General features: G+C 38.9%; 14 protein-coding genes, 13 tRNA genes and 2 pseudogenes. All 29 read left to right on the forward strand.

Translation table 11 applies throughout. The features are described from left to right. The first annotated feature begins 49 nt into the window (after nt 1–49). Nucleotides 50–123, forward strand: a tRNA-Met gene (locus M3202_RS00005). A 7-nt stretch (nt 124–130) separates the two neighbouring features. Next, a tRNA-Asp gene (locus tag M3202_RS00010) sits at nt 131–207 on the forward strand. Between the two features lie 22 nt (nt 208–229). Beyond that, nucleotides 230–305, forward strand: a tRNA-Phe gene (locus M3202_RS00015). A 43-nt stretch (nt 306–348) separates the two neighbouring features. Further along, nucleotides 349–421 (forward strand) — tRNA-Thr (locus M3202_RS00020). Between the two features lie 65 nt (nt 422–486). Then, nucleotides 487–571 (forward strand) — tRNA-Tyr (locus M3202_RS00025). A gap of 3 nt (nt 572–574) precedes the next feature. Continuing rightward, nucleotides 575–648: transfer RNA gene (locus M3202_RS00030), tRNA-Trp, on the forward strand. Between the two features lie 17 nt (nt 649–665). Then, nucleotides 666–741, forward strand: a tRNA-His gene (locus M3202_RS00035). A gap of 15 nt (nt 742–756) precedes the next feature. Then, nucleotides 757–831, forward strand: a tRNA-Gln gene (locus M3202_RS00040). 4 nt (nt 832–835) lie between these two features. Next, nucleotides 836–907 (forward strand) — tRNA-Gly (locus tag M3202_RS00045). 13 nt (nt 908–920) lie between these two features. Next, nucleotides 921–995, forward strand: a tRNA-Cys gene (locus M3202_RS00050). A 14-nt stretch (nt 996–1,009) separates the two neighbouring features. Further along, nucleotides 1,010–1,095, forward strand: a tRNA-Leu gene (locus M3202_RS00055). Between the two features lie 18 nt (nt 1,096–1,113). Beyond that, a tRNA-Arg gene (locus tag M3202_RS00060) sits at nt 1,114–1,190 on the forward strand. 13 nt (nt 1,191–1,203) lie between these two features. Continuing rightward, nucleotides 1,204–1,285, forward strand: a tRNA-Leu gene (locus M3202_RS00065). Between the two features lie 466 nt (nt 1,286–1,751). After that, nucleotides 1,752–3,241, forward strand: a pseudogene (gene istA, locus M3202_RS00070) (IS21 family transposase). Then, nucleotides 3,238–3,952, forward strand: a pseudogene (gene istB, locus M3202_RS00075) (IS21-like element helper ATPase IstB); the annotation flags it as partial. The pseudogenes istA and istB, both read left to right, overlap by 4 nt. 615 nt (nt 3,953–4,567) lie before the next feature. Next, on the forward strand, nt 4,568–4,756 hold the full coding sequence (locus M3202_RS00080; RefSeq protein ID WP_251221348.1) for a helix-turn-helix domain-containing protein: 189 nt from the start codon (nt 4,568–4,570) through the stop codon (nt 4,754–4,756). A gap of 19 nt (nt 4,757–4,775) precedes the next feature. Next, the gene (locus tag M3202_RS00085; RefSeq protein ID WP_251221349.1) at nt 4,776–7,511 is read left to right on the forward strand and encodes a type I restriction-modification system subunit M; all 2,736 of its coding nucleotides are present in this window, start codon (nt 4,776–4,778) and stop codon (nt 7,509–7,511) included. Then, nucleotides 7,511–8,869 (forward strand): restriction endonuclease subunit S, encoded by a 1,359-nt coding sequence (locus M3202_RS00090; protein WP_251221350.1) that lies wholly within the window; start codon nt 7,511–7,513, stop codon nt 8,867–8,869. Before M3202_RS00085 ends, M3202_RS00090 begins: the two co-directional genes overlap by 1 nt. 2 nt (nt 8,870–8,871) lie before the next feature. Further along, complete coding sequence (locus M3202_RS00095) at nt 8,872–9,066, forward strand: DNA modification system-associated small protein (protein WP_251221351.1); 195 nt, start codon at nt 8,872–8,874, stop codon at nt 9,064–9,066. Then, nucleotides 9,056–11,047 carry a DNA sulfur modification protein DndD gene (gene dndD / locus M3202_RS00100; RefSeq protein ID WP_251221352.1) on the forward strand — a complete coding sequence of 664 codons (1,992 nt, stop codon included), beginning with the start codon at nt 9,056–9,058 and terminating at the stop codon, nt 11,045–11,047. The genes M3202_RS00095 and dndD overlap by 11 nt, the downstream gene beginning before the upstream one ends. Before the next feature lie 2 nt (nt 11,048–11,049). Further along, nucleotides 11,050–12,576, forward strand: coding sequence for a DndE family protein (locus tag M3202_RS00105; RefSeq protein ID WP_251221353.1), 1,527 nt, complete (start codon nt 11,050–11,052; stop codon nt 12,574–12,576). A 374-nt stretch (nt 12,577–12,950) separates the two neighbouring features. Next, a complete protein-coding gene (locus M3202_RS00110) occupies nt 12,951–13,481 on the forward strand; it encodes a DUF6431 domain-containing protein (protein ID WP_285890036.1) in 531 nt (176 codons plus the stop codon). Between the two features lie 46 nt (nt 13,482–13,527). Beyond that, the gene (locus M3202_RS00115) at nt 13,528–14,883 is read left to right on the forward strand and encodes a DDE-type integrase/transposase/recombinase (RefSeq protein WP_251221355.1); all 1,356 of its coding nucleotides are present in this window, start codon (nt 13,528–13,530) and stop codon (nt 14,881–14,883) included. Next, nucleotides 14,876–15,676, forward strand: a complete 801-nt coding sequence (locus M3202_RS00120) for an ExeA family protein (protein WP_349775588.1) — start codon at nt 14,876–14,878, stop codon at nt 15,674–15,676. The genes M3202_RS00115 and M3202_RS00120 overlap by 8 nt, the downstream gene beginning before the upstream one ends. Further along, entirely contained in the window at nt 15,673–15,909 is a 237-nt protein-coding gene (locus tag M3202_RS00125) for a DUF5348 domain-containing protein (protein WP_251195967.1), read from the forward strand. Before M3202_RS00120 ends, M3202_RS00125 begins: the two co-directional genes overlap by 4 nt. 187 nt (nt 15,910–16,096) lie before the next feature. Next, complete coding sequence (locus tag M3202_RS00130) at nt 16,097–16,264, forward strand: hypothetical protein (RefSeq protein ID WP_251221357.1); 168 nt, start codon at nt 16,097–16,099, stop codon at nt 16,262–16,264. Nucleotides 16,265–16,515: 251 nt separating this feature from the next. Further along, a complete protein-coding gene (locus tag M3202_RS00135) occupies nt 16,516–17,208 on the forward strand; it encodes a GntR family transcriptional regulator (RefSeq protein WP_251221358.1) in 693 nt (230 codons plus the stop codon). 741 nt (nt 17,209–17,949) lie between these two features. Then, nucleotides 17,950–18,429 (forward strand): tripartite tricarboxylate transporter TctB family protein, encoded by a 480-nt coding sequence (locus tag M3202_RS00140; protein WP_251221359.1) that lies wholly within the window; start codon nt 17,950–17,952, stop codon nt 18,427–18,429. Between the two features lie 21 nt (nt 18,430–18,450). Next, entirely contained in the window at nt 18,451–19,443 is a 993-nt protein-coding gene (locus M3202_RS00145; protein ID WP_251221360.1) for a Bug family tripartite tricarboxylate transporter substrate binding protein, read from the forward strand. The last annotated feature ends 63 nt before the right edge of the window (nt 19,444–19,506 follow it).

Below are 19,506 nucleotides of genomic sequence, written 5' to 3' on the forward strand. Positions count from 1 at the left end.
GAGAGTTCTAATCTCCTTTGAGAAACATCATCCGAATACTTAATAACGACGCGGGGTGGAGCAGTCTGGTAGCTCGTCGGGCTCATAACCCGAAGGTCGGCGGTTCAAATCCGTCCCCCGCAATACCGTTGGTCCGGTAGTTCAGTTGGTTAGAATGCCTGCCTGTCACGCAGGAGGTCGCGGGTTCGAGTCCCGTCCGGACCGCCATTTATTTCTTAATAATACAAACGGCTTGGTAGCTCAGTCGGTAGAGCAATGGACTGAAAATCCATGTGTCGGCGGTTCGATTCCGTCCCAAGCCACCATTTATAACTACTGATTTTGTGTATGTACGGCAGTTTTTATTATGCCGGTCTAGCTCAATTGGTAGAGCAACTGACTTGTAATCAGTAGGTTGGGGGTTCAAGTCCTCTGGCCGGCATTTTTACTCTAGATTCATATATTGACTGAAGAAAACATATTGTGTAATATAGATAATGTGTCTTTGGAGGGGTAGCGAAGTGGCTAAACGCGGCGGACTGTAAATCCGCTCCCTCAGGGTTCGGCGGTTCGAATCCGTCCCCCTCCACCATTTAGGGGCATAGTTTAACGGTAGAACAGAGGTCTCCAAAACCTCCGGTGTGGGTTCGATTCCTACTGCCCCTGCCAATTAATTTGATCATGTGGCGATTGTGGCGAAGTGGTTAACGCACCGGATTGTGGTTCCGGCATTCGTGGGTTCGATTCCCATCAGTCGCCCCATTTATACATAAGTATTGGGCTATAGCCAAGCGGTAAGGCAACGGACTTTGACTCCGTCATGCGCTGGTTCGAATCCAGCTAGCCCAGCCATTTTGCGGAAGTAGTTCAGTGGTAGAACACCACCTTGCCAAGGTGGGGGTCGCGGGTTCGAATCCCGTCTTCCGCTTTGTTTTTTATTCGGCGGTATAGCCAAGTGGTAAGGCACGGGTCTGCAAAACCCTTATCCCCCGGTTCGAATCCGGGTACCGCCTCCATTATTTACTACCCTGCCGGGGTGGTGGAATTGGCAGACACACAGGACTTAAAATCCTGCGGTAGGTGACTACCGTGCCGGTTCAAGTCCGGCCCTCGGCATTAGTAGGACAACCATATGCGCCCTTAGCTCAGCTGGATAGAGTGTTTGACTACGAATCAAAAGGTCGGGAGTTCGAATCTCTCAGGGCGCGCCATAATATTTGATGTGCCGGTGTGGCGGAATTGGCAGACGCGCACGACTCAAAATCGTGTTCCTTCGGGAGTGTCGGTTCGACCCCGACCACCGGTACTTAAAACATGCAAGACATCAACGTTTCCCTTCTCGTAAGGGGAGCGTTTTTTCGTGTTTATGCGTACTGTTCGCCTATAAAAAGGCCTAGAATATGGGGTATTCGCACAATGAGGACAAAAAAAGACACGCAAGCTCCTTTGATCCTGTTATCCTTGAATTGACGAGAAACAAAGAAAGGATGGAGCTGCGTGCAACAAAAGTCTATCATGAAAATCCCAGGATTAAAAGAGGTCAACGTGACAAAGATAGAAGAACGCGAGGACATGGTGGCGATTCATGTGGAGGTACCAAGGAGACCCCATGAATGTCCGGCCTGTCAAACGATGTGTTTAATGAAAAATAAAAGTACAGAGAGTTGCGAGGAATTTGTGCAGAGTTGACCTGCATAAAAAAGGCTTGCCAGCCCCCAAAATAGCTCCTACTGTATTGTTGAATAGACCATACGGTAGGAGGACATGAAAGGATGCTAGCAATGCCTGTAGTTGATTATATCAAACATTTAAGAGAGGAAGAAGACCTTTCAATCAATAAGATCGCAAAGAAAACAGGTCACAATTGGCGGACTGTGAAGAAATACACTGATAAAGACAATTTTGAGAAAAGTCTTACGTTTACAAAAAGAGGAATGATGTACGAGAAAGGGTTTGGAGAAATCGTTGATGACTGGCTTGAGGAGGATAGGAAGCTTAAGAAAAAAGAACGAAGAACGAACAAAAAAATCTATGAAGAGCTTAGGTTTACAGGATCTTACCGTACGGTATGTGACTATATTCAGTACCGAAAGCCACAGCTAAAAGCAACTAAAGTGGAAAGATATGAGCGTCTGGAACACCCTCCGGGTGAGGCACAGGTGGACTTTGGAAATATGACAGTTGTAAAAGAAGGTGCATATAAAGATATCAAAGCCTTGATTCTCAGTTTTCCGCATAGTAATGCCGGTTTTAGCTATCTTCTGCCAAGTGAAAATACAGAGTGTTTCCTAGAAGGGGTAAAGCAACTATTTCATCAGATCGGCGGAGTCCCAACCCACCTGCGTATCGACAACCTAGCAGCTGCGGTAATCTCTCAGTTGGAAAGGGTGATAAACGAACCTATACGGAAGCATTCACACGCTTTAAATGTCACTATGGATTTGAGGTACAGCCGTGTAATCCGGCGAGTGGGCATGAAAGGGGGAACGTGGAAAAAGTCGGTTATCTGAGAAACAACTTCTTCACCACCCCTCCAATCATGGAAAGCTTCACTCAATTAGCCGAGTGGATGAAAACAGAAATAGGAAAAGACCGGCAGGGTCTTCACTATGACAAACAGATCCTGATCGACACACTGTGGAAAGAGGATCAAAAGTATCTAAAGGCATTACCTCTATCCGATCTTCCGATCTACTCAGTGACATCTGCGTTGGTGAACAAGTATGGGGAGATTGAGGTAGAGGGGGAAAAGTTTGTCATTCATAAAGCAAGAATGAAACAAGGTCTGATACTGAAAATGGATTGGGATCGATTCACCTGCTTTACAAAAGATGGCGAGGTGGTGTTTCAGGAAGACCGGCCATATATGAACACCACAAGAAACATACCGTGGAAGGATATTTTAACAGACTGGGAGAAGAAGCCGAGATCCGTCAGGTACTCACGATTTTTTCAGTATCTGCCGGAAAAGATCCAACGTTATCTAACGATTCACTCGGCAGATACGAAAGAACGCGTCAAAGGCCTCCAACAGTTAATGGAAAAGTATTCACTTGAGGAAATTAACGTAGTGCTTGGGTCAGAAGACCGATATGAGAGAGCACCACATGAACTAGGCTCTATTCTCGGAGCGAAGGAAGCGACTTATCCTGAAAAACGAAACGACATGCATACCCCTGCAGTGCTGCTTGATTATGAAACGAATTTGCATACCTACGATCAGAGGCTATGCCCATCCCTTGAAGGGAGTGTTACATCATGAGCGAGTTAAAAGCAATTTGTAAGATGCTCCACCTGGCTCACATTGCGGAGGAGTTCGAAAAAATTCCGTTTGAGAATAAAGAGCAGTTTCTCCGGGACGTCCTCACGATCGAAGTCCATTCACGTCAGCACACGAAGGTGGCCCGGTTGATAAAAAAGGCGAAGTTTAGAGAGTTGAAATGGCTGAAGGATTATGAATGGTCTGATCAGCGGCATCTCCCTGCCACGACAACGAAAGAAGCGATTTGTGACCTGTTATTTATCAAAGAGAAGCAGAACCTTCTTTTATTAGGAACACCGGGAAGCGGAAAAACTCATCTGGCGACAGCTTTAGGGGTCAAAGCTTGCGAACGGGGGCATGAAGTCCGTTTCTTCAGAGTCGCGGATTTGGTTGGACAATTGGAAGAAGCTCTCAAGCAGGGAACGTTGCCTAAAGTAAAACGGCAAATTGAAACGTGTGATTACTCGTACTGGACGAATTAGGCTATGTTCCCTTTCAGAAACAGGGATCAGAGCTGTTATTTCACATCATTGCCGACTGTTATGAACAAAAAAGTGTCATTTAACATCAAATTTGGAGTTTAGTCAGTGGAATCGGATTTTCGGAGATAATCGTTTAACTTCGGCCCTTGTGGATCGGCTGGTGCACCATGCCCACGTTGTGGCATTCACAGGGGAAAGTTACCGATTAAAAAGTGCACTCTCTTCCATCCCGATAACAGGGAAATGTCATTCAAATGATTCGGCTGCAAGCCTATGTAAATTTCCCTGCATTTTTCTGCACTTCTTGCTTGCAAAAAACAGTTAGGAACGCAAAAATACTTCATAACGCTTGTTATTCTAATTTGGAACTTAAGAGGAAAGATGATTTGATAGAAATAAAGAATACATTAAGAGCATAATCACTATGGGAGGAGCAAAAGTAGCTCCTCCTTTGGTTTATCCTTTTGCTGCTGATTAGATGGTTCAATTAATTAAAACCCATCTAACACATCAAAAAAGTATGAGGGGGAATATAAAGCAACTATACTAATACCTTACTCCTTAGAAAGCTAGAAAAATGATGAAGAGGTAATACATTCATTATTGAAATAGCATTGAATTTTATTGCTAAGCCTGTTTAAGTTTATGAATGAAAATTGGCTTATTGCACTTGCAATAGGCTATTTTTATAGAGAAATTAATTCTCTTAATAATAATTTAAAGTATTCAAAGTAAAACTAAGTTATGCCATATAATACATATTAAATCCTAATATAATCGTAGATTAGGTAGTATTTGTTTGGTATAATTATAGGAGCGAGTTAATATAAAGGAGGTCTAGCATATGTCGAATTCAACTACAGAAAAATGGTCATCACTAGACGAAATTGCTGAACATCTAGGTATTAGCAAAGATACTGTGTATAGATGGATAGCTAATAAGCAAATGCCTGCGCATAAGATCGGTAGACTATGGAAATTCAAGGTCAGTGAAGTTGATGAGTGGGTAAGAAAAGGAAAGAGTAGTGATTAATATGGTGGAGGAAATAACTATGAATACTAAAGAAATACTAGACAAGATTTTTAAAGATCCCAAGACATTATATGAATTAACTGAATTTGATACACTTGGAAAGCTTCTTCATGAAATAGTGAGTATTTATCCTAAGACATCGGACTCAGGTCGTGATGCTGGAAAGACAAAGTATTATATGAAAAGTTTTGTTCCATTTTCTTCAGGAAAAGAAGAAGTACAAGTATATGATGAAAATGGAAAGTCTAATCCTGAAGAAATTGTTCGACAGCTATGGGTATATAAACTATTAAATATGTATGAATATAAGGCTGACGAAATTGAACTTGAAAAAAGTGTACACTTTGGTACCGAAGTCAATGCAAAGGCTGCAGATATTATCGTATATACAGATAGTACAAAACAAACACCTAAAATTATCATTGAAGTTAAGAAGCCAAAAAGGAAAGACGGTATTGAACAATTAAAAAGCTATCTTAATGCACAGGGTTCACCAGTAGGAGTATGGTCAAATGGTAGTGATAGTATTATCTTATTTAGGCCGTATCCTGCTAATTTTGATGATACTCTTGTTGACATCCCAAAAAGGGGACAAGAGCCTAAAGATGTACTAGAAGCTAAAAAAACGCTTGCACATCTTAAAAAGAGCTTTAACTTTAAAAAAATCATACAAGACCTTGAAGAACTAGTTCTTGCTGACAGTGGTAAAGATGAATTCAATGAAATATTTAAGTTAATATTTGCAAAGATTTGGGATGAAAAAGAAGCTGCAGAAAATCGCACAAATCAAGAAGTTCGTTTTACTAAGGCTTTAGATCCTGAGATTACATACGAAAGAATTAACAATCTCTTTAAAAAGGCTTGCGAAGAATGGCCTGGTATTTTCAAAGAAGGAGAAGATATAGAACTTACTAAAAAGCATTTACAAGTTTGTATTGGACCTATTGAAGGTGTTCGTTTGATGGGCTCAAATCTTCGCATTATGGATGATGCGTTTGAGTATTTGCTTCCAACTGAAGCCAAAAAGAAAAAAGGACAATTTTTTACGCCACGTCATGTAGTAGAAATGTGTGTACGTATGTTAAACCCTAAGAAAAATGAATTCGTAATGGATCCATCTTGTGGATCGGCAGGTTTTTTGTTACATACAATGGAATGGTGTTATCCTGCAGATGATAAGGATAGTAGAGAACTTAGAAAGCATCGTTATGCAGCCAAGTATTTGTGGGGAATAGATTTTGAAGAGAGGGCAGCTAAGACATCTCGTGCTTTAATGCTGATAGCTGGAGATGGTCATACAAATATTTTTGGTCCGGATGTAAGTAGTCTAGACCCGAAAACTTGGCATGAAACACCATCGGGTCAAAAACTTATGAGTAAGCTCATTGAGTCTAAGCTTTTAAAAAATAGACCTTCTCGGGAAGATGAAGCAAAAGTACTTAGGGACGAGGATCTTGCATGGAAGTATTTTGATGAACTTCAATTTGATGTAATCCTTGCTAACCCACCTTTTGCCGGTGAGATGAAAGATAAAACTATGCTTTCACATTATGAATTAGCAAAGCCAGCACTCAAAAGAGCAAAAGATAAGGCTGCAAAAGAAGAAAGAGACGTTCTTTTTATTGAACGAATTCTAAAGTTTTTAAAACCAGGAGGACGTGCAGCAATCGTTTTACCACAAGGTAAATTTAATAACTCTTCCCTTGCCTTTATCCGAGAATGGATATTAAGGAAGGCTCGATTACTCGCAGTTGTAGGCCTACATCCTAATACTTTTAAACCTCATACGGGAACAAAAACTTCAGTTCTTTTTGTACAAAAATATACTGATACTGAATTATCCAAGATTAAGTTAGTTAAGGAAGAAGTAGCATCAGCTTGTCCTGATTATGAAGCGGACATTAAACAACTATTAAAAGAATTTGATAATAAAGTAGATGTGCCGGATGAAAATATTCCTGAAGCGATAGCAGAAGTCTTGTTTGAAAACTTTGGAGAAATTGAAACAGAATTAATAGATACAGAAGAAAATGAGGATGATTCCTCTATAGAACAAATTATAGAAGTTCCTGAAATTGAAGATTTAATTGAACAGGCAGCAGAGAACATCCTCTCATTAAAAAGAGAACTTTTAAAAGAAAAGCAAAAGTTAGAGGATATGCAATCTGACATAGAAGCTTTAAATTTAAAAGCCGTACAAGAAATAGAAGTTATAACAAATAATTGGACCGGGACAAAAAAAGCTCTGGCAGCAGAATTAAGACCTATTAAACAAAGACTTAAAGAAAATGTAAAATATTTGAAGAATTCACAAAAAGAAGAAACTAAAAGAATTAAAGCGAAAATAAAAGGATTAGAAAAAGCTATTCCTAATGCTGAGTATGAACTAAAATTACTTACAAACCGTGGGAAGTTGGAACTATTACTTGCAGATGAGGAAATGACGGGTACTTTAAAAGATCGCTGGATAGATGAAGAAGTAGCAAAGAAATTAGACTACCCAATTTTTATGGCTGTTTCCGAAAGAGGCGGAAAGAACAACTCAGGGGACTATGAATATATTACTGATGAAGACGGTGGGATAATTGAGTATGATGATGGACAACCAGTTATTGACCAAGACTTAGTCAATTTTGACTTAGAACCAAGTGATTTAAAAGACGCTAAAGATTTAACTGATGATAAAGTCTGTATCGCCGAAGCTTTTGTTCGGTTTGCTCAGAAACATGGTTTTGAGTTCTGGAGGGAAATGTAATGGCTGTTTGGAGTACAACAACTGCAGTAGAATTATCGAAGAATAATAGAATTGATAGTGAATTTTTCCATCCTGGCTACTTAGCTTCGGAGGATAAAGTAGTTAATTCTATAGAGTATAAGAAATTAGGTGAATTAGGAAAATTCCTTATTGGCCCATTTGGATCAGCTTTCCATGTTAGTAATTATGACCCTAAGTCTAAGTATCGTTATATAAGAGGAAAAGATGTTAAACCTTTTACTCTTTTAGATGACGATAATGTGTATATGCCTGAAAAGGATTATAAGAGACTAGTCAAATATGCAGTCATGCCAGATGATTTACTAATCTCAGTGGTCGGAACACTTGGAAATGTAGCTATTGTCCCACAAAATATTGAAGGTATCTTTAGTTGTAAGAGTACAGTGTTTAGAGACTCAATTATTGATCCTTATTATTTGTTAGCGTATTTTAATAGTAAGTATGGCCGTGATTGCTTATTAAGACGACAAAGAGGGGCCATACAAACTGGGTTAAATAAGGATGATTTAAAAACTGTTCCTGTTCCAATTTATCCAAAAGAGGAAAAAAATATTGCTGATTTAGTACGTTCTTCTCTTGAGTTAGCGACAAAATCTAAAGATATTTTTGTTCAAGCGCAACAAGTTCTTGAAAAAGCTCTAGGCTTGGCCAAGTTACATCTAAAGAAGACAAAATGCTATGAGGCTAATTATGGTGAGATTGTGAGTGGTAGTAGAGTTGATGCTGAATTTTATCACCCACATTCAAAAGAAATATATGAACTTGATTGTTTTAATAAATCAGTACCTTTAAAAGAGATGTTTACTATTTTGAGAGGACAAACACCTTCTTCCTATTTTAAAGAAGGTATTCCGGTCCTAAAAACTAAAAATATTAGAACGCCGATTATTGACGAAAGCAAAATAAATGATTTTGTCAATAACTCTGGAAAATATATTACAACAAGGATGAATGATTTAATTATTGCTTCGATGGGAGTTGGATCTTTAGGGAGAATAAGTTATGTATTTGAAGAAAGTACAAATGCAATTATAGATGGGACACTTAGAATTCTTAGATTTAAAGAAGGGTACGAATTGGATATAATTCCTACATTACTCTTTCTTACATCCTCTTACGGGCAGGTTTTAATATATCAAGGAATTGTTGGATCGACAGGCATCATATCTTTGCCAGATTATCATCTCAGAAATATAAAAATACCCATATTAGATTCTAAAATTGCTAGAAGTTTAACTTCATTAGTTCTAGATGGCTATAATTTGAAAAAGGAATCAGAAAGATTGATTAGAGAAGCTGTAATTAGAGTTGAGAACCTTATCGAAGAGGTGATTTAGTAATGAAATTATCTACCGAAGATAAAACACTTTTAAAAGAGTTATGTTCACAACATCAAGTGAACTATGAAAAAGTAATAAAACTACTAGACACTGTTCAGGAGTATGAGTTTAAAGATCGTCGAACTGGAATTTATGATGCCTTACGTGACATTTTAAGAAGGATGCCCAATGGGGAGGTAAATCATGAAGTTTAGAAAATTTACCATTGATAATTATAAGTCTTTTCAATTTCCAACAGAAATCCTTTTCCCAGATGGTGATAATGGTAAGTCTATATTTTTAATCGGTGGTATGAATGGTGCTGGTAAAACAGCAATTATGGAAGGTATTAGTTATTGTCTTTATGGTGGGAAGGTAGAAGATATTTTTAGAGCAATCAATCGAAAATCACTGGCATTAGGTAATGCTAGTGTCAGCTTTGAACTTGAAATCGAAATGGATGATGCTTCCCCACTAATTGTGAAAAGATCTTGGAGTGCCGGAGTGATTGATAAACCAAAAGCAAAGGATCTTGAAGAACGTCTTGTGGTAGTTAGAGATGGTAAGAGAGTTTCGGTACAAAATAAACAAATGTGGCAAGATTTTATCCGAGCAACTATACCACCTGGGATTACACAATTTTTCTTTTTTGATGGAGAAAAAATACAAGAAATTGCAGCTGACGATCATTCGGAAATTAGGCTAAAGTCCTCCCTTGAAGCTGCATTGGGAATTGAATATATAAACAAGCTGTCCTCAGATTTGCTATATATAAAGCAAGAGGAGAGAAAGGGTTTTATTGAAATTTCGGATGAAGACCTTGATTTTAAAGAAAGCGAATTGAAACTTCAAAAGAGTAAACTAGAAAGATTAAATAAAAAACGTTATGAAATAAAAGAAGATCTTGAATCGTTTAAGGCTCAAAAAGAAGAGGCGAGTAAGAGATTTCAGGCACACTTTAATGTAGAGCCAGAGACACGAGATGCTATTAGAGAAACTGAAAAACGTAGAATACAGACAGCTAATAGATTAGGTCAAGTAGAAAGTGAAATCCGTACTCTTTGTGAAAAATACCTACCTTATAGTTTATTAGGTGGTTTATTTGAGGGGATTAAACAACAAATCGAAGATGAAAGAGAATCTACCCAGGGAGAAGCAATTAAACAAAATGCAGCAGAACTGGCGAAAAGAATAGTTCGTGCTGTAGAAGATCCTGAACCTATTTATAAAGAACGCCTTTCGTATGAAAAAATGGCTGAACTTGAGAAACGAATTTATACACTCTTGAGTGAAGGGGATTCAGTAAATTCCGCTATAAAAATATTAAATCTTTCAGATAGAGACGCAGCTAGATTACTTCAGAGAATGGAGGAAATAGAAAATTGTGATATTTTTCTATTACAGCCGTTACTAGAAGAGAAAAAAGAACTTGGGATTGAATTAGATAAGATTGAATTTTCTTTGCAAAGTGGAGCTGCAACAGACTCTGAGAGAGAGATTTTCGATCAACTTCAATCCGAAATTGAGGGGTGTACAACACAGATAGGCCGTAAAACGGAACAACTAAGATTATTAGAAGAAGACATCCTGATTTATGAAAAGAAAATAAGAGACATTGAAATTGAAATTGAAAAGCTTTATGAAAAGCATAATGTTTCAAAAGTTAAAGCTGATTTTATTGAGGAATGTGATGCAATTGCGGGGTTACTAAATCAATTTATAATTCGCATGAGAAAAAATAAGGTACATCTTCTTCAAGAAAAAACCTACGAAATGTATAAATTATTGTCTTCCAAAAGTGGATTAATTAAGGATATCACTATTGATGACAAGACTTATGAGATTAGGATATTAGATAAAAATGGACAAGAAATAAAAAAATCAGGGCTATCAGCTGGAGAAAAAGAAGTTTTTGCATTGGCTTTACTATGGGGGCTAGCTCAAACAAGTGAATTAAAGTTACCAATTATAATTGACACACCACTATCACGGCTAGATAGTACTCACCGTGATAATATTATTCGTAATTACTTTCCCAATGCCGGGGAACAAGTAATTATTTTGTCTACTGATACTGAGATTGATAATAATTATTTTAAAAATTTGCAAAGCCATTTGAGTGGTGCGGTTAGTCTTGTATTTAATCAACAGCAAGAGCTTACCACTCTAAAAACCGGCTATTTCTGGGAGGTTTAAAAATGGCAGATAGATTGTATACAAGCTCTGAATCAGAGGAGATATTGAGTGCTCTTAGGTTTGAGACAAAACTTGAAAAGTATATATTAGCGAGAATGGCTTTTGCATTATCTCTGGAAATAGATGGATCTAATATTCCTACAAGCAATAACATTAGTGGGGGAGAAATGAAAAGACCCACATTCGTAGGAACTGACGAAATGTTTCTAAAAGCCACTTTAGCATACGCTCATAAAATGCCAGATATTGCTGAAGATGATTTTTATTCTAATAAGTCACTTATAAAAAATCATATCGATAATGGATGTAGACATTTATCACGAATTTTTGATGAGTCAGGTCATAACTCTGATATATTATTAAGAAAGATAGTTGATTTGGTAGAGTTTAGTGGACGAAAAGAAATCAAGGGTTCTGGCTTAGATCTTTTTATCGGAAAGACTGTACTTGATAAAAAAGAGATTACCCTTGAACTAAATAACACATATAAACACGCCAATTCACACTTAGCGATAATGGGGAAGCCTGGAGTTGGGAAAACACAATTTCTTTTAAAAATCCTTGCAGATATTCGAATTAAGTCAAACTATCAGACTAATTTTATTTTCTTTGATTATAAGGGTGATGTAGTAGATAATCAAAAATTTATAGATATTGCAAAGGTACAGCCATATAGGTTGTTACAGGGCAATCAGACTTTACCTATTAACCCATTTGTTTTACCTAACTACGAAGAACAGACAATCAATGTTTCTGCACGTGAAAAAGCTGAAAGTTTTGCCTCAATAAATTCAAAGTTAGGTGTAGTTCAAAAAGGGGCTTTAACAGAGGCTATACGTGCTGCTTATGCGAAAAGATCAGAATCAGCATTGCCATATCCTGATTTTCAAGATGTTCTTGAACTAACTATGGCAATGTATGAAGAAGATAATAAAAAAGATGATAGTTTAATTGAAGTGTTAAGGGATTTATCCGACTTTGATTTATTTTGGAAACATGGAAGTGAAACAGAACCAATTGAAAAACTCACTAATAGGACACTTTTAATTGACGTTCACGCAATGCCTGTTCTCAAAGAATTGGTAGGTTATCTTGTTATCGAAAGGCTGTATAAAGAAATGGCTTCTTTGCCTGATAGCCCTGTTGAAGATGGTAGAAGGACCATTAGGACAATTTTAGTTATTGATGAAGCACATAACTATTTAGGTCAAAAAAACATATTTCTAGAGCGTATAATTCGTGAGGGTAGGTCTAAAGGTATCGTTGTTTTCTTTGCAAGTCAGTCCCCTAACGATTATCAGCAGAAGTTTTTTAACTTTCAAGAACTGCTTGAATTTGCATATATATTTCAGTGTGAAGGTGTTTCTGCAAGCTCAATGCAAGATATTTTGGGATGTAGTAAGAAAACAGCTTATGATTTGCAAACAGAAGTGGCAAGATTAGAGCCATTTCAAGTTATCTCTAGAAGTGATGAAAAGACAGCCGAATTTGTAAAGTTTAGTGCTGAAGCATTCTATAAATCATATTGACAAGCGAGAAGTAAATATAAAAGAGTATTAAATTAGGAGAAGCAAACACTTAAAAGTTGCTTCTCCATTTATTTTTGGCTCTAAAATAAATGTTGGGGTATTCGCACAATGAGGACAAAAAAAGACACGCAAGCTCCTTTGATCCTGTTATCCTTGAATTGTGTTTTTGACACCCTTAAATTACCGAAAGTTGACGGTATTGCCTGTCCAGAATTAGTCGATTATAATGTCCGTATATAATTCGAAACATTTCGACATTTATAATTCTGGGGAAAGGAAAAAGACATCTCCCATAACGTATAACTGCGCCAACAGTTATACGGGAGACGTCCCACCAAAAAAGTATATGGTTATTGTATCAGATTATCAGCTGATTGAAAACATACTTACTGGAGTTTTTAGTTAGGGGTGCAGAGAGGATCCCTTCTCCATGTTGCGGGAAAGACATGCTGGTTAGAGGAACTAGGAATCGAAAAGCCAAGGATCATACGGGACAAAGTAAGACATATAACATTCGGAGGTTGAAGTGTACCAATTGTGGTACCATCCACCATGAATTGCCGGACTTATTGATTCCTTATAAGCGCTATGAAGCGGAATGTATCGAAGACGTTCTTACAAATCCATCCACCCACATTGTTCCTGCTGATGATTCCACTCTTTCGAGATGGCATGGCTGGTTTCTAGAATTTGTGGATTATTGGATTGGCTGTTTGACTTCCATCATGATCAGAACCAACCAGGAGAATACCCCCCTGGATTACACGTCCAAAGATTCAGGGGCTGCACTTCAAAGGATAGGACGCTTGGCAGGAGATGCCAATGGGTGGCTGACAAGAATTGTCCGGCCTATCGTAAATATTAATTTTTGGCTACACACCCGTTCTGCATTCATTGTCCAATAACCCCTGATTTACACTCATGATAGACACAGAAAGGAGAATGTGTATCATGAGGGATCATAAGAAATCAGAAGAATTGGCAGTGAAACGTTTTCAGCTGATATCACCTTTATTGGCAGAGGGGCTTGACGCTGGAAAAGTGAAGGAATTAAGGAGCCAGATAGCTAAGGCCAATGGCCTTTCAGAAAGAACCATCAGACGATATTTGGCTCAATTTCGGGATGGTGGGTTTGGGGGATTGAAGCCTCAATCGAGAAATGTTGCTCGAAAGTCAGAAGCTATCCCTCCTAATCTATTAGACCAGGCGATTCTTCTACGTAAGGAAGTGCCGAGCCGGAGCGTAGCTCAAATTATACAGATTCTTGAATGGGAAGGGCTGGCTGAACCAGGACAAATCAAAAGGTCAACCCTTCAGGAAAAACTGACGGAAAAGGGTTACAGTACACGGCAAATGAGACTCTATTCCCAGACAGGAGTAGCCGCCCGAAGGTTTCAGAAACGACATCGCAACCAACTCTGGCAATCAGATATCAAGTATGGTCCTTACTTGCCGATTGGTCCGAATGGAATGAAGAAACAAGTGTATCTTGTTGCTTTTATCGATGACGCCACCAGGTTTATGCTTCACGCAGCTTTCTATCCTACCTTGGATTCAAGGATCATTGAAGATGCCTTCCGGCAGTCCATCCAAAAGTATGGTGTTCCAGAGGCTGTATATTTTGATAACGGCAAGCAATATCGAACCAAATGGATGACACGTACCTGCTCAATAATAGGCACTCGTCTCACTTACACAAGGCCGTATGCAGCGGAATCGAAGGGCAAAATTGAAAGGTTCAATAGAGTCATAGATTCATTCATCAGTGAAGCTGTCATCGAAAAGCCGAATACTCTGGATCGTCTGAATGAACTCTTCCAAGTCTGGCTGACTGAGTGCTATCAGAATAAGCCTCATTCTGCACTTGGGGAGAAAATCAGCCCGGAAACCGCATTTCGTTCAGACAAGAAAGCGATTCGGTTCATCGATCCAGAAACGTTAAGCAATGCATTTCTTCATTGCGAGACAAGAAAAGTCGATAAATCAGGATGCATCAGTTTCATGGATCAGAAATATGAAGTGGGCTTGACATTTATTGGACGTCGGGTTGAGGTTATCTATGATCCTGCGAATATTGAGGAGCTTACCATTGAGTTCGAGGATTATACTCCTTGGAAAGCCAAGAAGCTTGTGATTGGAGAAAAAGCTGGGAAGCGTCCTGCATTACCTGAGCACCTGCAGGTGCAGGGTGTTGACTCTTCAAGACTATTAAAGGCAGCTGAACGAAAGAACCAGGAACGTCAAATCGAACAGAAGCCTGCCGTGACCTTCCGTGGCGTTTGGAAGGAGGATGATTCACGTGTTTGAAGCCTTCTATGAAATGGAGAACACGCCTTTCACTAGAGATTTGCCAACGGACCAATTGTATGATTCCTCTATGATGCAAGAAATCCTTGGAAGGTTGAAATATACAGCTGAAAGACAGCTTTTTGCCGTCCTGAGTGGAGATAGTGGAACGGGAAAAACGACGACAATCCGTAAGTTTGTGGACAAATTGGATAAAGGCAAATTCCACGTTCTTTATCTATCCGACTCTAAGTTAACTCCTCGCCATTTTTACAAGGGGCTACTGGAACAACTGGGCTCTGAAGCGAAGTTTTATCGAGGAGATGCAAAACGGCAACTTCATCGTGAGATTGAATTAATGAAAGGCATACGAGGACTACAACCAGTAGTCGTAGTGGATGAAGCTCACCTTCTGGATCGGGAAATGCTTGAAGAGGTCCGTTTTCTTCTAAACTTTAAAATGGATTCGCTAAGTCCAATGGCGCTTATCCTTGTCGGTCAAAGTGAATTGTGGGACCGACTACGCTTACAGTCATACACAGCCATACGTCAAAGAATTGATATCCAATTCCAGCTAGGACACCTCGATCGTGCTCAGGTTGAGGAATATGTTACTGGGCATCTTCGATATGCAGGAGTTGATCAACCAATCTTTTCAGATGGGGCGATTGGCGAAATTCATCGGTTCTCTGGTGGTGCCGCAAGGCTCATTAATAAACTCTGTACACATAGTCTTCTGTATGGCTCACAAAATGGCCGTAGGATCATTGACGATCATATGATCAAGCAAGTCATCCAAGGGGAACTCTCATGAAAACCCGTTGGAAAGAGATGAATTACAATGAAGAGCTGGATTGTTGGGTTGTGTTGTGGGGTGAGAATTTAGGTTATAAGATGCGATACGGTGAATGGTTTGATCTTCATCTAGGATATGGTCGGACTCTTCCCTGCCGCTTGGAACTTGGCAGAGACTGGTATATCGTTACTGGCCGAAATGAAGTAAAATTTTATCTTAAGAAAAATGAAACGTATCAAGTAGATTTGTAAAATGAAGGGGGAGCAAAGGATTGCTTCCTCTTCATTTTGGACAGTGAATCCGTCAGTTTTAGGACAATTAGCGCCGTCAAGATCCAGACATTGTAGAACGTCATTAACAGAATTGACGAGAAACAAAGAAAGGATGGAGCTGCGTGCAACAAAAGTCTATCATGAAAATCCCAGGATTAAAAGAGGTTTGCGTGACAAAGGTAGAAGAACGAGAGAATGGAACCAGGCGTTGGGGATGAGGGTGATCGAAGGGAACAACTTTACGGATACAGCCAAGCAGTACCATACCTCTCTGACGCCGGCGATCGCGATTGATGAATACAAGGCAGATACGCAAACAGGAGTGTATGTATGATTTCGGATGTTGGCAAGTGACCTTTTTTATATACATAAATTAGCTGTCATTACCTACATATTTTGGATGGCCATAAACACTAGTTGATCAGTTTACAGAGGTGGATCTGAGAGTACGCTTAGGTCGCATGATTGAATTTTAAATGAAAATGAAAAGAAATAATATAAAGAATAGTTTGACAATTAGAGAGGATATGATATTATAAAGATAAATATTTGATCAAATATCATTTAAAATGAGAGGATAGAATCATGAGCGATAACAAACTAGTCATCAAAGATGATCACAAGATTACTATTAAAACGGTGGCAAATCATGTAACGGATCGATTAAGACAAGAGATAATTGACGGCGTTTACAAGATTGGTGAACATATCACTGTTAAAAACATTGTGAATAAGTACGGTGTCAGCGAAATGCCAGTGAGAGAAGCATTTCAGTGTCTCAAAGGAGAAGGTCTGCTGGAGGTGCAGCAATATAAAGGTGCACGTGTGCTGTCCATCAATGTAAGAGACGCTAGCAATATTTACGATATCAGGCGTATGATGGAACTTTTGATCATGTCCGAGGTGGTTACGAAAGAGTATGACGAACACTTCATAGAGGAGTTACGCAGGATCAACAGCCTCTTTGATCTTTGTCAAAGTAAAGAAGAGATGAATATTCAGTATCAAGATGTTAATAATCAATTTCATTATTATATGTTTTCCCTTTGTGACAATAACCGCGCAAAGGATATGTATGTATTTTATTCTGGTTTGCTGAAAGCATTAAAGAAACGTTACCCGAATGAAATTGATGAAATGAAGCAAGCAATAGCTGAGCATGAAGAAATTATATACTCATTGAGCAAGCGTGATCAGGTTAAGCTTGAAAAAGTGCTAACGCAACATGCCTTGAGAGCCAAAAATGAGCTGATTAGAAAAATGAAAATATCGGAATAACCCTTTCAAAAAAGCAAATCCACTATGTAAGCGTTCATGTCTTACTTTTTACTTTGAGGGATTTGATCAAATATTAAATATCAAATAGAGGAGGAATCCTAATTAGGATAATGATGGAAAGGAGGAAGAAGAGGGTACACCCGCGCCTTATATTTAGCGATACTCCACTTCTCTCCTAACATGAGTACAATATAAAACACCGTGAACGTCCTTTGAAAAAGCAACAATTACTCACCTTGTGATGTACGTTACCTATGTGTCTAGTTTGTCATTGGCAAAAGGCGACGAGAGTTTGATGATTCTAAATTATGGAGGAGAATATCTCAAATCGATCAAGTATAGGTTGCATAACTAAAAGGGTTACAATGAATGAAAGTTGCTTGACATGGAGCCTCTGTGAACACAAAATCTTGGCGAAGAGGCGATTGAATCAAACGATTTACTTTAGCTGACGGGCCTATTATGCCCGTTACTCCCATCAAGACTTTCAATAAATGTTAATTATAAAATTTAGCCATTACTCAAGATATTGTTTACAAAAACACCAACAGGACAGAGCCGTAGTTTTTATCACCATTTGGGCACTATGATCTGGTTTTGATGAACCTCTTATGACTGAAAATTCAAATAATAACACTTCTAGTTCTTATTCTTGTTGGATTTACTGTTAGGTGTTTATGAAATTCTAAGAAAACATGCATATTCTTAGAAAATCAAACTTTCATGAGGGAGGTTAGAGATTTGGTTTTAAAGGATCAAGATGTGAAGCTGGGTATTTTGGTGATCATGATATCAGGATTATTTTTAACCCAGACTCAGAAACTGCCTGAGGAGGTAGCGATGTATCCAAAGGCAATCTTGTATTTGATGATGATCTCAGGGGTTTGCATTATACTGAGAGCTTTTCATTCAATGAAGAAAAATGGAAAGTCCTATCACAGACTTTCAATGAAAGAGTTCCTTTTGGAAAGTGGAATTCCGGGGGCAGTTTTGCTTGCTTTGTGTTTATTCTTGAATGTGCTAGGATTCTACATCACTTCATTTTTCATAGTTGTGGCGGTCATTATGGTTCAGGAATATATCATCCAAGGCCGTTTTCATTTTAGGAGAAAATTCATAGTCAAAAGCTTTGTGTTTGCGGGTTGTGCTATAGTCTTTATGTTTATTTGCTTTGCGACTTTATTATCCTTGCCAACGCCGGTAGGTATTTTTGGTTTTTAAGTCAGAAGAAGGGAGAATAAAATGAAAAATAGCAGGATCAAACTCATCGTCGTTAATATAGTGGTTGGACTGGTGCTATTAGCTATAGCAACGGGGTGTGCGTCTCAGCAAGGAGCCGCCTATCCCAATGGGAATATCAGTATGATTATACCTTATTCCGCTGGAGGCAACGCGGACACGGTCGGGAGATTTGTAGCCCAATATTTGGGGGACGAGTTGGGCGTTCAGGTTACAGTCGTGAACAAGCCAGGATCTAGCGGTGAGTTGGGGGCGATGGAAATCGCCAACGCAAAACCGGATGGATATACGATTGGATTTCTCAATTCCCCAGATTATATTATTTCAAGCATCGTCAATCCGACTTTTGAATTCGATCTTTACGAAAGCGTGGATTATATCGCTAGTTTTACGGATACTCCTTTTTCTTACTATTCTAAAGAAGGCGGTGAGATTGACAGCTGGCAAAAGTTTGTCGATTATGCAAAAGAAAATCCTGGTCATCTGACGGTTGCCGAGGGTGGAATTGCCCATCGGGTGCTTGCAGCATCCATCATGGATAAATTCGATATTGAATTTACGACGATTGGGTTCAATGGAGCTTCTGATGTCGTATCCGCGTTGCTTGGAGACCAGGTCGATGCAGCAAGCAGCGGTAATCAGCAAATCAGCAGTTATCTTCCCAAAGGTTACATACCGATTGCATGGGGGGGAGACGAACCGCCTGCTGAATATCCAGATGCCCCGTTGTTTAAAGACTATGGCTTGTCCGTTGACTTTCTTGCTGTAGCGAATACGCTTGTCATGCCGAAAGGCGTACCCGATGACGTGGTGCAGAAGATTACGGAAGCAGTTGAAAAAGTGTCACAAACACAGGAATTGATCGATCAAATCGAAGCCACTGGATATAGGTATAAGGCCGTAATGGGTGAAGAACTCCTAAACAATATCGACGAAAACTACAATACCATTAAGGAGCTGACGGACCAGTATACAGACGTTATTTTGAATCAATGATGCAAAGACAAACCATGCTATTTTTCCTTCATAGCCGGAGATTAACATGGATTTGGAAAGGAG

Origin of the sequence: Halalkalibacter oceani (genome assembly GCF_023715605.1) — a bacterium.
GTDB classification, from domain to species: Bacteria; Bacillota; Bacilli; order Bacillales; family Bacillaceae_D; genus Halalkalibacter; species Halalkalibacter oceani.